Annotated in this window: 12 protein-coding genes; 4 read left to right on the top strand and 8 right to left on the bottom strand. The window is 61.9% G+C overall.

Annotation, left to right across the window (positions count from 1 at the left end; all coding sequences use genetic code 11):
• The first annotated feature begins 75 nt into the window (after positions 1-75).
• A complete protein-coding gene (locus tag ACUY2T_RS05580) occupies positions 76-1,719 on the top strand; it encodes an MDR family MFS transporter (protein ID WP_448307867.1) in 1,644 nt (547 codons plus the stop codon).
• A gap of 135 nt (positions 1,720-1,854) precedes the next feature.
• Here the strand turns inward: ACUY2T_RS05580 and ACUY2T_RS05575 are convergent, their stop codons facing one another.
• From ACUY2T_RS05575 to ACUY2T_RS05565, 3 genes are all read right to left on the bottom strand, one after another.
• Complete coding sequence (locus tag ACUY2T_RS05575; RefSeq protein ID WP_293792025.1) at positions 1,855-2,613, bottom strand: decaprenylphospho-beta-D-erythro-pentofuranosid-2-ulose 2-reductase; 759 nt, start codon at positions 2,611-2,613, stop codon at positions 1,855-1,857.
• A gap of 45 nt (positions 2,614-2,658) precedes the next feature.
• Positions 2,659-4,071 (bottom strand): FAD-binding oxidoreductase, encoded by a 1,413-nt coding sequence (locus ACUY2T_RS05570; RefSeq protein WP_293792024.1) that lies wholly within the window; start codon positions 4,069-4,071, stop codon positions 2,659-2,661.
• Positions 4,072-4,226: 155 nt separating this feature from the next.
• On the bottom strand, positions 4,227-4,451 hold the full coding sequence (locus ACUY2T_RS05565) for a hypothetical protein (RefSeq protein ID WP_448307970.1): 225 nt from the start codon (positions 4,449-4,451) through the stop codon (positions 4,227-4,229).
• Positions 4,452-4,634: 183 nt separating this feature from the next.
• On the opposite strand from ACUY2T_RS05565, the gene ACUY2T_RS05560 reads away from it, so the two are divergent.
• Together ACUY2T_RS05560 and ACUY2T_RS05555 are read left to right on the top strand one after the other, a co-directional pair.
• Positions 4,635-5,357, top strand: a complete 723-nt coding sequence (locus tag ACUY2T_RS05560; protein ID WP_448307865.1) for a hypothetical protein — start codon at positions 4,635-4,637, stop codon at positions 5,355-5,357.
• Between the two features lie 25 nt (positions 5,358-5,382).
• Positions 5,383-6,822, top strand: a complete 1,440-nt coding sequence (locus ACUY2T_RS05555; protein ID WP_448307863.1) for a hypothetical protein — start codon at positions 5,383-5,385, stop codon at positions 6,820-6,822.
• A gap of 369 nt (positions 6,823-7,191) precedes the next feature.
• Here the strand turns inward: ACUY2T_RS05555 and ACUY2T_RS05550 are convergent, their stop codons facing one another.
• The 5 genes from ACUY2T_RS05550 to ACUY2T_RS05530 all read right to left on the bottom strand — a co-directional run bounded on the left by ACUY2T_RS05550 (position 7,192) and on the right by ACUY2T_RS05530 (position 12,516).
• Positions 7,192-7,653: a GtrA family protein gene (locus ACUY2T_RS05550; RefSeq protein WP_448307862.1), complete on the bottom strand. Its 462-nt coding sequence runs from the start codon at positions 7,651-7,653 to the stop codon at positions 7,192-7,194.
• Positions 7,646-8,371, bottom strand: coding sequence for a GtrA family protein (locus tag ACUY2T_RS05545; protein ID WP_448307969.1), 726 nt, complete (start codon positions 8,369-8,371; stop codon positions 7,646-7,648). Before ACUY2T_RS05545 ends, ACUY2T_RS05550 begins: the two co-directional genes overlap by 8 nt.
• A 180-nt stretch (positions 8,372-8,551) precedes the next feature.
• A complete protein-coding gene (gene glfT1 / locus ACUY2T_RS05540) occupies positions 8,552-9,460 on the bottom strand; it encodes a galactofuranosyltransferase GlfT1 (RefSeq protein ID WP_448307861.1) in 909 nt (302 codons plus the stop codon).
• Between the two features lie 3 nt (positions 9,461-9,463).
• Entirely contained in the window at positions 9,464-11,251 is a 1,788-nt protein-coding gene (locus ACUY2T_RS05535) for a long-chain-fatty-acid--CoA ligase (RefSeq protein WP_448307860.1), read from the bottom strand.
• Positions 11,252-11,526: 275 nt separating this feature from the next.
• On the bottom strand, positions 11,527-12,516 hold the full coding sequence (locus ACUY2T_RS05530; RefSeq protein ID WP_448307859.1) for a hypothetical protein: 990 nt from the start codon (positions 12,514-12,516) through the stop codon (positions 11,527-11,529).
• A gap of 79 nt (positions 12,517-12,595) precedes the next feature.
• Here ACUY2T_RS05530 and ACUY2T_RS05525 point away from each other — a divergent pair, with 79 nt between their 5' ends.
• Complete coding sequence (locus tag ACUY2T_RS05525; RefSeq protein WP_448307858.1) at positions 12,596-12,763, top strand: hypothetical protein; 168 nt, start codon at positions 12,596-12,598, stop codon at positions 12,761-12,763.
• Positions 12,764-13,475: the final 712 nt, after the last annotated feature.

Raw genomic sequence — 13,475 nt, 5'->3', positions numbered from 1 at the left:
CACACCTGGTGTAAAGTATCCAGGGTTCGCGGGTGCGTTCGTGCACCCGTCTTTTCTTGTCTCGGAGGGATACTTTTGTCTAAAAAGCCTTTTTCTGACGCCGCCGATCCCGACCGCGCCACCACTCCAGCCGACGCGGTCGCGTCAACGGAAAGCATTTCCGAAAATCGCAGCCCCGATCGCGCGGGCCACCCGACCCCTCCAGAGGAGCCCGCGGTGGGCGCGAAACTGCTCATCGGCATGCTGGTAGTCGCAGCGTTCGTGGTGATTCTCAACGAGACCACCTTGGCCGTGGCCCTCCCCGTCTTGATGGGAGAATTTGGCGTCACCGCTGATGCGGCGCAATGGCTGACTACAGCGTTCATGCTCACGATGGCCGTCGTCATTCCGATGACCGGCTACATCATGCAACGGTTTCGGTTGCGGTCGATCTACATCGCGGCGCTGACAGCCTTCCTAATAGGTACGATTCTGGCCGCAGTCGCGCCGACGTTCCCGATTTTGCTGGTCGCCCGCGTGGTGCAGGCCAGCGGCACGGCGCTGGTGATTCCGATGCTGATGACCACCATCATCCGCCTGGTGCCCATCGACCGCCGTGGCGCGGTCTTTGGCCTGGTCTCGGTGGTCATTGCGGTGGCTCCGGCGCTGGGGCCGACGTTCTCCGGTGTGGTGCTGGAGGCCCTGGGCTGGCGCTGGATCTTTATCCTGGTTGCCCCGCTGGTGTTGATTACCCTGGTCGCGGGCTTGTTCCTGGTGAAGAACTTCGAGGAGCCGACGCGCCCGTCCCTGGATGTGCTGTCCGTCTTTCTTTCCGCATTCGGCTTCGCGGGCCTGGTCTACGGCCTGGCTGGTCTGTCCAAGTTGGCTGATGGGGTGCCGGTGCAGCGCCTGCTCATCCTGGCTGTCGGCGCGGTTATCCTGGTGCTTTTCTTCCTGCGCCAGCGTTCCCTGGAGCGCAGCGATAAGCCGAACGCCACCCCGCTGCTGAACCTGCAGCCGGTGCGCGTGCGCGAGTACAACTTGTCGCTGGGGTTGCTGCTGCTGACGTTCTCTATGCTCTTCGGCTTCATCATTCTGATGCCGCTGTACGCGCAGAACGTTGCGGGCTTGTCGGAGCTGAAGACCGGCATGGTTTCCCTGCCCGGCGGTCTGGTGATGGGGCTGCTCGGCCCTGCCGTTGGCCGCGCTTATGACGCGCGTGGCACGCGCCCGCTGATCATCCCCGGCAGCATCCTGATCGCGATTGGCATGATGGGATTTGCCGCCCTGGAGCAGACGGAGAGCCTGTTCGGGTGGGTTGGCTCTGGTACGTGGCCGGCGTTTGTGCAGCTCATGGTCCTTACGGTGGTATTGAACCTGGGTATTGCTTTGATGATGACGCCCCTTATGTCCAACGCTCTGGCGGCCGTGCCGGATTCTCTGGCTTCCCACGGGCAGGCAATTTTGAACACGTTCCAGCAGGTTGCCGGTGGTGCCGGTACGGCAATCTTCGTGGCGGTGATGACGTTTGCCTCCACCCGCTATGCCTCGAGCAACGCTGCGGAGCTGGCTGGCTTGGCAGCGACGGATCCCGCTCTGGCCGAGCAGCAGGTGGTGGGCCAGGGCATCCACGTGGCGTTCTTGGTGGCGGCTTTCGTTTCGGTGGCGCTGATCGTGCTGTCGGCGTTCCTGAAGTTGGACGCCAAAGAGTCCGCCCATCCAGGCCACCTGAAGAACTAGAAGGGGAACGACAAAGCGCCGCCCAGGGTGTGGGGCGGCGCTTGTGCTTTGTGCGCGGGTGAGGAGATGGTGGACCCGCCGGTGAGGGGGCTGGTGAGGGGCTCGGTCAAACCCCAGAGTGGGGGCTCGGGGGAGCTACAGCGGCAGCTTGCGCAGGATCGGCAGCGGCAGGTGTTTCAGGATCAGCATGATCGGGCGGAACAGGGGGTGCACCCAGATCAGGGACTTGCGGTTATCCACGGCCTTGGCGATCGCCTTGGCCACGTCTTCCTTGTCCACGGTCAGTGGGGCATCCTCGAGGTCCTTGGTCATGTTGGTGCGGACCTGGCCCGGGCGGACCGTCAGCACGCGCACACCGGAGCCGCGCAGAGCTTCGTTGAGCATGCGGTAGAAGCCATCCAGGCCAGCCTTTGTGGAGCCGTAGACGAAGTTGGAGCGGCGAACCATCTCACCGGCAACGGTGGAGAACGCCACAATCTGGCCGTGGCCTTGCTTCTTCATGTAGTCCGCCAGCAGCACGCCGACGGAGACGGCGCCGGTGAAGTTCACCTGTGCGGCCTGCACAGCCAACTTCTGGTTGGTCCACTGTTTCTCGTTATCGCCCAGGATTCCGAACGCAACAATGGCCAGGTCCACGTCGCCATGGCTGAAGATCTCCTCGAACACCTGCGGGTGGGAATCGAAATCCACTGCGTCGAAGGGAACGGTGACAACCTCGCTGGCACCGGCGGCGTTCATGCGTGAGGTGGCGTCGTCCAAAGACTCGCCAGGACGGGCGGCCAGGATCACGCGGGCAGAACCGCGAGAAAGGAACTCCTCGACAACGGCGAGGCCCATGTCGGACGCGCCGCCGAGAAGCAGGATGGACTGGGGTTTGCCAACGGCATCAATCATTGTGACTCTACTTTCGGGGTGGGGGGCAACTATTGTAGGCAGGGGCTACAGCTCGAGGCGGCGGGACATATCGGAGGCGAACACACCCGTCGGGTCGATGTTCTTGCGGGTGGCGAGCCAACCCGGCAGGCCGGGGTACATCTTGTGGAAGTTCTCGGCGGAGGTGCGCGACTCCTTGGCCAGGTACAGGCGGCCACCGAACTCCATCACGCGGCGGTCCAGGTCGTTCAAGAAGTTGCCCAGGCCCGGCTTGATCGGGAAGTCCACGCAGACATTCCAGCCTGGCATCGGGTAGCTCAGCGGCGCCTTGTTGCCCTCGCCGAACAGCTTGAACACGTTCAGCGCGGAGTAGTGGCCGGAAGCCTGGATATCGCGGATGATCTCCTTGAATGGCTCCACCGCCTCCGTCGGCACGACGAACTGGTACTGCAGGAATCCCTTGGAACCGTAGCCACGGTTCCACTCGCCAATCAGATCCAGCGGCTGGTAGAACTGCGTGAGGTTTTGCACCTGGTTGCGGTACTCACCGGACTTCAGCCACCACAGCTCGCCGATGGCAACCATGGAGAGCTTGTTCATGGTGAAGTTCGGGAAGATATCCGGCACGGTCATTAGCTGCGGCGCGTTGAACTTCAGTGGATCTTTCGCCAGCTTCGGCGCGTATTCCTTCAGCTGATCTAGCGTGGCCAGGGAGCCACGGGAGATCGCCGCGCGACCCAGCTTCGGCTCCGGGCTGATCGCATCGAACCAGGCGGAGGAGTACGTGAAGTTGTGCTCCGAACCGTCGGAGTGGAACGCGATAGTCTCGTCCAGGGAGTGCGTCATATCGCCATCGGCGATGAAGTACGCGGTCTCCGTCTTCGTCATCTCGATCGTCGCGCGCAGAATGATGCCGGTCAGACCCATGCCGCCGACGGTGGCCCAGAACAGCTCGCCATCCGGATCGTCCGCGGAGCCCTCCGGGGTCAGGTGCAGCACACGCCCGTCAGCTACCAGTAGCTCCATGGAGCGGACATGGTTGCCGAAGGAACCGGCAGAGTGGTGGTTCTTGCCGTGGATATCCGGGCCGATAGCACCACCGATGGTCACCTGGCGCGTGCCGGGCAACACCGGCACCCACAGGCCGTATGGCAGCGCGGCCTTCATCAGCTGATCCAATGTCACGCCGGCATCTACATCTACGATGGCGGTATCGGGATTGATGCTGTGAATGCGGTTGAGCTGCTGCATGTCGATGACGAGGCCGCCACCGTTCATCGCCGGATCACCATAGCTGCGGCCCATGCCGCGAGCGATCACGCCACGCTGGAGGTGGCTGGGCTTATCCGCATTATCGTCGGCCACGCGCGCAACGGCGGCAGCAATCTGATCGACATCCTGGGTAGACAGGACTTCGGCGGTCGTGGGGGCCGTACGTCCCCACCCGGTGAGGGTACGAGTGCTGGTGTGCAATTCCATGTTCTCTACCCTAGCGCCCGCGCACGACATCCCCGGGGCGCGGCGCTACGTGAAGTACAAGTTGCCAGCGTTTTCGCAGTTGCGGTGTGGGTGGCGTCACAAAAATAGGGCGTGTGGCAGGTGCAAGAAGCAAGAACGGCGCTAGTCGCTAGTTGCTAGTACAGCTCCATGATCTGACGGATTTCCTCCGGCAGTTCCTCCGGCTCGGTGATGGTTGGGCCGTCGTAGTCGCGCAGGATATCGCGCACGCGCTGGCGGCTGGTGCTGTCGAGGATGGGTAGCTCCTGGGCCATGAGGCGCGTCATATACTCGTTGAGCGGCAGGTTTGTCCTGGTCGAAGCCTCGTAGCTGCTTTCCTTACCGACGCCCCCAATTCGCACCGGTGCACTCCTGTGCTCCTGCTCGGCGGGGGAGGGCTTGGAGCGTTTGAAAAATCTGGTGACGGCGGAGAACGTGGAAGAGAGCACGGAGGACGAGTCGGAATCAGCCATGGGGATGATCTTAGCGGGTGCGGCTGCGAGCGCAGGGGGCATGTCCGGTGACGGTGGTAACCTGCAATTACGATGAGCACAACCGCCCCAGAGAACACCGCTGACACCGCAACTGACACCGTAACTGACACCGCACCCCAGCCTGTCCGTTATGACCCGATCATGGTCGTGGCCGCCGCCGGTGAGGCAGACGACCCAACCTTCGCCATCTGGCAGGTGGAAACTGACCCCGACGTGCAGTTGGGCGACTTTTCCGGCGCATGGTTGATCGACGGCGCAGGCATTCACGGCTTCGCCGCCGAGGCGGATTGGATCGAGGGGACTGATGACCGCGGGGCAATGCTCTCCGCACTGCTGCGCTACCCCGTGTTGTTCGTGGGACCGGAGGCGGCGGCGAAGGTGCTGCCGCAGGAGGTTGCGCTGGTTGATGTGGAGGCTACGGAGGCTGCGCTTAATGACGCCCTCGCCTCCGCAAAGCAGCACTTCAGCGACGAGTTTCCGGGGAAGAAGCAGCCGGCGTGGGGAAGTTTGCGCCCGCTGGAGGAATTCCGAGGGGCTGAGGCTGGTGGCTCTGGCGGAGATGGTGCTAGTGGAGCTGGCGGGGACGGTGCTGATGGCGTTGGTGAGGCGGAGCGCGTGGCAGTTGCTGCCGCACTGCAGGAGGCAGCGGCGCTGCGCGGGTGGATCGCGCAATACAATGCGTTCGACAAACTACGCGTCCGGCGCATCGGTGCTGTGAGCAGTGATTTTGCGCAAGCTCAGCCAATCCCGGTGGTTTTCGCCCAGCGAGGTTAGCCAGGCGCGATTACGCTTGAGAACCATGAATCGCTCATCACATTTTGGAGCCGCCGGTGGCTACGAATCCGCCGGTGGCTCTAGTGCTGCGCGAGCAATGGGGGAGAACAACACAGAGGCAGTGGCACCGGGCGGGAGCGTGGTTTCCCTTTCAGAAATCCGCACTGCTCGGCGTGACGGTGCCGGCGATGCTGACGCCGACAGCGCAGCAGACAGCAGATCCGAGAGGGCGGAAATGCAGGAAAGCCTGGGGGTAATGTCCACACCGGGGATGGGGATAAGAAGGGAATCAGGGGCTCACGCAAAGGTCTTCACCGTAGCCGTGGAGCACCACTTTCCGGGCGTAGGAAGATACTCGCGGCTCCTCAGCGTCTCCAGCGCAATGAGCGTGGCTGACTTCGCAGACGTCATCCTCGCCAGCTTCCTCTGGCCGGAGCGGGTGAACCGAGTACCTGAAGCCCACCCAACCTGCTACGGCACAAAGGAAGATCACGCTGCAGGAGAGGCCGAGGCCGGTAGTGACAGTGGTCCTGCCTGGAGCTTCCGCGCCCGCACCGCCGGGCACGTGCGCGTCTATGCCAAAGGAGCGAATTCCATTGGCACTGCTCTAGGCGATATTTTCCGCCGTGGCACCATCGGTGTGCTGAAGGTCGACGGATACGACTTCAGCGTCACCGTCACGGATACCACCACCCGCCACGACGAAATTGAGTTCGTCGACCCCTCCCGGGACTCGCACTTCGATCCTTTCCTTGCCTCATCCCAGGACTTGTTCGGCGCGCCGGGCGAAGCAAACGACGAAGCAGTCCTCCTGGCTGCTGACTTCCTTGCGGATTCCGACGATGAAGCCGCGGAGGCGGGTGGCGTCAAAAAGAATCAGGATGACGAGTTCGCCGCGCACCTGCACCCTGCGGGCATTCCGGCGATGGTCGACATCTCGGAAGTGAATGTGGCGCTGGCCGGTGAGGATACCGTTGAGAATATCCTCGCGGAAATTACCCCTGAGCTGCGAGAGCTGCTGCGCGACGGTGCGTTGTACGAGTTCATTCCGCTGCTGCAGGCATTGGATTTGGAGCGGCCCGCGAACGTCACCGAGCACGCCGCCGAGTTGTTGGCCGATGTGCCGATTGAGAAGAGCAAGATCGGGCGCGCCGCCGCGTGGGCGCGGATCATTGCACTGTCCACGCTGGTGGAGTCGGAAGCCGGGGAGGTCAGCGAGGCCTTCATGTCGGCGCTTGGTTACACGCGCGCGGATGCGAAGCTGCCGCCGACGGATACTGCTCTTGGTGCCGACGCCCTCAGTGCCAGCGAGATCAAATGGTTGTCGCGCCGGACCGGGCGCATCTTGGCGCAGGTTGGAGCCTGCAAGTGGGAACCTCAGCCCGATGACCAGGCAGTTCCATTGGTTCCACAGTGTTCGATGCTGGAACGCCTGGAGATGTACCGCTTCATCTTGCAGCACTAGGCGGGGGCCGGGCGTCCAGACTCAGCTCCCATCAGCCTCCCGCGGGCCCGGGGATCTGCAGCACCCTGGGCCACATATCAGCTTCCCCGCGGGTCTGGGGATGTCGTTGCGGGCCCCGAATGTCGTTGAATCGGGAATCTGCGGCGGCTTGCGGCGGATCCCGAAAAATGGAAACGTTCTGACCTGCGTGTTTGGTTAATTGCAAACTGGTGTCGTTAACAAATTCCCGTTCTAGCGACATTTAGGCCTTGTCGGAGCCTCCGGAGACCCCCAAATTAGCCTCCCGCGAGCCCACCGGCTCACCAGTCCGCCCGGACCACCTGCCCACCAGCCAGCCCAGCCCGACCCAGACCCAGCCCGGCCCACCAGCTAGCGCTTGAAAATAAAGAACTTCTGGATCAGGAAGTTCAGCACCGTCGCCGTACCCTGGGCAATCACAAAACTAATCGCACGCACCCAGAACGCATTCAGGTCGAAACCCTCCAGCCACGGAATCGACACCTTGTACAGCCCCCACTGCACCGCAAAGGTCAGGCCGTAGGTCGCCATGGTTATGGCAAACCGACGCCCGCTCGGTTCCGCCTGGAAAGTCCACCGACGGTTGATGAAGTATGCCGTCAGGGTTCCCAGCACGAATCCCAGCGCCTTCGCCACGCCATCGCTCAAGCCAAAAGCAAAAGTGAAAAGCGCCGTCGAACCAAAGTCGACGATGGCGCTGAACCCTCCGACCAGCACAAACTTCACTAGCTGCGAACGGATCATACGTTGCGCCCGACTAAGGCCACCACCCTGGGACGACGAGGGGGCGTCATCAAAAGAAGAGTTAGTCATCCGCATCACCGTCAGCACCTGCCGCATTGCCCGCGCCCGTCCGCGGCTCGACCGTGCGCACCACCCGCTTGTGGTCGCGCGGCGCCGAGCGGAACGTCCACAGCTTGTTGAACAGGAAGTTCGCCGGCACGGCCACAATCACACCAATGAAGTTGCCCCAGTACGCGCGCGTGCGCAGCCCAGTGGAGTTATCGAAAAAGTCGTGGGGCAGCGCGATCGGTGACTCCGGATTCACCAGCGCCGTCGAGACCAGCAGCGTGATAATCAGCCCGAACACGCCCACAGCCATGAACTGCGGGAGCTGCTTCCACCACGCACGCTTGTGCTCGTGGCGGAACGTCCAATAGCGGTTCAGGCAGAAATTCCAAATATTCGCCAGCACAAAAGCGATCACGGAAAACACGTGGTACCAGCGGAAATGGTATTGGCTGCCGAGGAGGTTCAGGAACGCATCCTGCACGTCGATACCCCATCCGGCCTCGCTGATCTTCTTCGCCAGCACGAAAATCGCCTGGTTGACGATGAACCCGGACGCGCCAACAATCCCAAACTGGATGAACTGCCGTGCGACGGTGCGGCCGCGCGAAAGCGGACGCGCAGATGCGGTAGCTGCGTCGTCGACGTTTTTCTTATTGACGCCTGCGTCGTCAGCGGCCTTGGCGGGCTCAGCGATGGTGGAAGGCTGGGTATCGGACACGGTCACTTCGGCTAACTTGATCCTCGGTTAAGTAGTGCTCGGCGGTGTCTAGCGTTTGCAGGATCACCGCGATAGTCACTTAAGACTACGCCCGCGACCGGGTGAAAAGGAAAATTCTTCCCGGTGTGTGTGCTTAAAAAGTTTCTTAGAACTGCGTGCGCCGACCGAGTGGCCCTGCTCCAGCGCCGAACTGTGCCCGCGCTACCGACCTGGCCGGCGGAACTGCTCACGCCGACCGAGCGCATGTAGCCGCAGCCACTCTGCGAACCCCTTCGGGTCCTTCTTCTGTACGAGGAAGAACCAACCGAAGCGGGCGTATTCCTGCGGCAGCAGCTTGCGCATGCCCGGCTGGTTCATGATGTATCCGCGGTTGCGGTAGGTGAAGTAGCGCTTGAATTCATTGTCCGGGTACTGCGTATGCATCTTCCCGCCGAGGATCGGCTTAAACTCATCCGACCCGTCGGGGTGCAGGTAAGCGCAGGTCAGGCACGTTCCAAAGGGTAGGCCGCTGCGGACCAGGCGGCGGTGGTATTCCACCTCATCGCCACGGATGAAAAGCCGATAATCGGGAACACCAATAATCTCCATCGCGTGGGCACTGATCAAAGCGCCGTTGAAGAGGCTGGCAATCCCCGGCAGGAAAGACCCCTCCAGCTCGGACAAAGTGCGCCGCCACACCAGCCCCTGGCGCAGAGGAAAAGCCAACCGCTCCGGGGCATCGATATTGCACACCACCGGGCTGATCTCTTCCAGCCCCTCGCGCTCCGCAACCTCCTGCAAGGTGGCCAGCACATGTTCATCCGCCGGCCTGCCGTCGTCGTCGGCACACCAAATCGCATCGGCACCCAAAGAAAGAGCAGTGAGGAATCCCAGTGCGAATCCGCCCGCGCCGCCCAGGTTCGTCTCGGAGCCCACGTAGTGCGCCCGCGAGCCACACACGTCTTCCACCAGCTCCCGCACCGCCGGGTCGTTGCCGTTATCCACAACCACTACGTGCGCGACTTCCGCGCCTTCCTGGCCTGCGACTTGGCGCAGCGAGGCTTCCAGCAGCTCCACGCGATTGTGCGTGACGATCACTGCTGCGACGGTATCGTTCCTGCTCAGGGGCATGTTCTAGGCGTTCTCCTTCTCCGCTACCAGTTCTTGCACCTCGCGTCGGCGCACCTTGCCCAATTGGTCGGCGGGCAGTTCCTGGAAGGCATGGAATACCCTAGGCACCTTATACGCAGTAAGTCGTTCTTTGGCGAAGGCGCGGAAGTCGTCGGCGTCAATAACAGCGCCATTGGCCAAAACCACAGCCGCAGCGACGGTTTCGGAGCCGTCCTTGCGCTCCACACCGACGACGGAGGCCTGCTCGATGGAGGGGTGCTCGCACAGCACTTCCTCGACCTCGGCGGGGTAGACGTTAAAGCCGCCAGTGATGATCATTTCCTTGATGCGGGAGACGATCTTCAGGTAGCCGTCGGATTCCATGACGGCCATGTCACCGGTGCGGAACCAGTCCTCATAGAAGGCCTTGGCGGTCGCGTCCGGGCGGTTGAGGTAGCCCTTGAACACCTGCGGGCCGCGGACGACCAGCTCGCCGGCCTCGCCATCGGGCATCGTTTCGGCGGGGTTATCCGGATTGGCCACGCGGATTTCGGTGGACGGGAAGGGCACGCCGATGTAGCCCTCGCGACCCTTACCCATGGGGTTACCTGCGATAATGGGCGAGGTTTCGGTCAGGCCGTAGCCCTCGACGATGTTGCCGCCGGTGGAGCTTTCCCACTCGCGGACGGTCTCTGCGGGCAGGGCGCTGGCGCCGCTGAAGGAGTTGCGGATGCCGGAGATCGACATTCCGCGCTTCTCGGCCTCCTTCATAATGTTCTGGTACAGCGCAGGCACGCCCGGCATCCAGGAGGGCATGTTCTTCTTCATCACACGCATCACCAGCGGCATTTCGGGTGCGGGTAGCAGCTGAATTTCGCCGCCGATCATCGGGGCGAGCGTGATGTTCATGGTAAGGCCGTATGCATGGAAAATCGGCAGCGCGGCCAGCATGACCTCCTGCTTTGGACCCTTACCCAGGCCCTTCACCCAGGTCTGACCCTGGCGGAGGTTCGCGATGAGGTTACGGTGTGTCAGCACGGCGCCCTTCGGCTTGCCGGTGGTGCCGGAGGTGTACAGGATCAGCGCCGGGTCGCTTGGTTCGATCTTCTTGTTAATGACGCCCTCACGCCATGACTGCTTGCCATTCCCGCCGGAGCTCATGAAGCGCTTCCAGGAGAGTGCGGCAGGTGCCGGGCCGGTGAGCTTGTCCTTCATGGCCTTGATCTTCGGGATCGGTAGCTTCAAGGCGTAGCGCAGCGGAGCTGGCATTTCGTCGGGGAGTGTGACGGCGATGACGGTATCCAGAGGGCTATCCAGCCGCAGGTGCTCAGCGACGTCGCTGACCTTGTCCCAGAAGAAGCCGACCTTCGCTGCGTGGTCGTTAAATGGATGATTGAGCTCGGCGGCAGTGTATAGCGGGTTGTGCAGGATGGGCACCGCGCCGACATTCAGAACGGCGTAGAACGCGATGAGAGCCTGCGGGCAGTTCGGCAGCACGATGGCGACGTGATCGCCACGTTGCACGCCCAGTTTCTTGAGCCCCTGGGAGGCGATGGCAACCTGGTGGCCGTACTCCTCGTAGGTGGTGACTTTCCCGAAGAAGGAGTATGCGTTGCGCTCGCCGATGGTCTCCACCGCATGCCAGAAGACCTGCGGGATGGTGAAGCCGGAGGGGTTCTCCGCGGGGTCGTCGAGGTCAATGGTGTGCTGCGTCCACGGCGTGTAATGCTGCAGCCATGCCTTCGAGTTGAAAGCCTCGGAGGCGGTTGCGCCTGCGGCACCTGCACCGTTGTCGGCTGCTGGGTTGGTCAACTGTTTCACCTGGTTCTACGTTTTTAGTGGTTGTTCGGGATGGTTTATGACTGGTTGTTTGTGTTTGGTTTGCACGTCAGCCCTGGAGGGGGCTCGTGAGGGCTGCGACATGTGCCGTAACACTGACCGAGTCTAACTGTTTGGCTGCCTCCTCTGGCCGGGTTTATTAATTCTCTTTTTATCTCTAGTTTGTGCCGGGTCGGGGAGGACGGTTCGGGAGGCTGGAGGTGAAGGTGGCGGGAACGAGGGGCGTCAATAAGAAAGGATAAAAATGGCTATGACCAGGCGAGCGTGCCGCCGCTCCAGAGGGCGCACGGCGGGCGGGTCGGGCGTGCCGCAAGGGTGTGGAAATGCTTGCTGACCTGCTCGATTGCGCGGCCGGATAGGTACGTTTCCGCCGTGACTCGCAGCAGCGTTATGCCGCGGGCCTGGATGTCGTTTTCGCGCTGGCGTTCCTGCAGGAGGGCGCGCTTCGTGGCGTCGGTGGTGGCGCCGTACTTCTCGCGGCCGTCGTATTCGACGGCGAGGCCGACGTCGAAAAACATGTCGACGCGCCCGATGGTCCAGCCGTCCTCGTTGAGTATGTTGACCTGCTGAAACGGTGCGGGCAGGCCGTGTTCCCAGAAGCGGATCTTCAGCTGCGATTCGCGCGGGCTTTCAGAGTAGCGGGTGATGAGGCGCGCGGCCGTGCGGGCGCGTTGGGCGCCGTGGCGGATGGGCGCGGTTTCCGGCGTGGCGGTCAGCGTGGCGGTCAGAGTGGCGCCTGGGGCGCACATCCCGTCTTGCCACGCGCGCCACGTGCGCCATGCGTTCCACGTGATTTTCTTTGTGTGCAGCGCGGCCTCCGTGGCGATGACGGCGTCGTCCAGTGAGTGTCGAAGCCCCAGGTCGTGGCACGTATCCAGCAGTCCGCTGGTCCAGATTTCGCCGAACTCTGTGGGGATCAGCACAGCGCGCTGGCCTTGCCCCGGCGTAGCGAGGTGGCGCTCTGACCTGCCGGTTCTTCCCATCAGGCTTCTTTTTGGTGACGCCAATTCCACCGTCTCCGGCGGCTCGAACTTCTCGAGGGGCAGGTCGTGGAGGAAGGCTGCCGACTTGCCCGCCACGACGGCTGGACCACTGCGGATGTACTCGGCGGCGATTCTGGCTCGCGCTTTAATTGCTTCTGCGTCGGGGTCTTGTTCAAACTCACGCCACTGACCTGCGGGAATGTAAACTCCCGGTGCAAGTCTGACCGCCTCACCCCTCGCTGCGAGTCGCTGCATTTTCCGTGCCTCCGAGGGGTTCATCGTGTGAACGTCGAGGAGCAGCTTGGCCTTCCTGCGTGGTGGTACCTGGGGAAATGTGACCGCACGCGCCCGTCGAGTGGGCGTGGATTTGGTTCTTGCTTTTCCGTTGCTTGCGCTGGTTGCTGTGTTGGTGCTGGTGCTGGTGCTGGTTGCAGCGTTGGCGGGTGTGTTGGTTGCAGTGCTGGCGGGTGTGTTGGTGTTTGCACTGCCGCTCGTGCTGTAATCGCTCAATTGGTGTGCGGTGTAATTTGTTGTTCTACGAGCCTTGGACTGTTTCACTGTTGACCCCCTGTTTCCCCTGGTCTGCGTGGCCTTTGAGAGATGTGCTTCAAGAGATGTATCTAAGAGATGTGTTTCAAGAGATGTGTCGGAGATAGAGAGATGGATAGAGAGATTCGGCAACGCATCCGGGTTCGCGGCCATTCTCGCAATTGAATGAGCTTGGTGGAATATGGGTGGCTTGGACTTGTGAATAACTCTCTGCGGGTGGGCGATTTATCCACAAGTACAAAAGATCGAGATGCGAGAACCCCCTTGATGGTGTATGTGCAGCTTGGCGCCGGACGTGGATGTGGTGCTGGTGGCGGGCGGCGTGCTGGCGCCGGGCGCGGGGGTGTGGGGCCGAATGCGTGGAAGTGAGTATTGGGGCCACTGGGGGCGTTGTTATTGGTGTGAGTGCTGGGTGGGTGGTCTGGTGGCCCTAAGGGCAGCTGCTGGATGGGAAAATGTCGGAAAAGTTGCAATGTGTTATCGGGAGACATTTTCAGTTTTGTAAATCTGCAGGTCAGCGAGTTTTTTGAGCAGGGTGTCGGCGACGAGGATTTACGTTTAGCAACTTTTCCGACAGTTAGCGCTTTAGACTGCAACTTTTCCGGCACTTAGTGCCCCACCAGGGCGGGCTTCAGGGTGGTTTATGGGATAAGTGGGGCGGTAGG

Source organism: Corynebacterium sp. 22-2729, from assembly GCF_053479475.1.
The sequence above is the reverse complement of the archived record's forward strand: the minus strand, read 5'-3'. Positions and strand labels throughout refer to the sequence as shown.

Excerpts from the sequence above, each read along its gene's own strand:
- ACUY2T_RS05575 (WP_293792025.1), bottom strand. The coding sequence starts at position 2,613 with ATGATTGATGCCGTTGGCAAACCCCAGTCCATCCTGCTTCTCGGCGGC.
- ACUY2T_RS05570 (WP_293792024.1), bottom strand. The coding sequence starts at position 4,071 with ATGGAATTGCACACCAGCACTCGTACCCTCACCGGGTGGGGACGTACG.
- ACUY2T_RS05560 (WP_448307865.1), top strand. The coding sequence starts at position 4,635 with ATGAGCACAACCGCCCCAGAGAACACCGCTGACACCGCAACTGACACC.
- ACUY2T_RS05555 (WP_448307863.1), top strand. The coding sequence starts at position 5,383 with ATGAATCGCTCATCACATTTTGGAGCCGCCGGTGGCTACGAATCCGCC.
- ACUY2T_RS05550 (WP_448307862.1), bottom strand. The coding sequence starts at position 7,653 with ATGACTAACTCTTCTTTTGATGACGCCCCCTCGTCGTCCCAGGGTGGT.
- glfT1 (WP_448307861.1), bottom strand. The coding sequence starts at position 9,460 with ATGCCCCTGAGCAGGAACGATACCGTCGCAGCAGTGATCGTCACGCAC.
- ACUY2T_RS05530 (WP_448307859.1), bottom strand. The coding sequence starts at position 12,516 with ATGCAGCGACTCGCAGCGAGGGGTGAGGCGGTCAGACTTGCACCGGGA.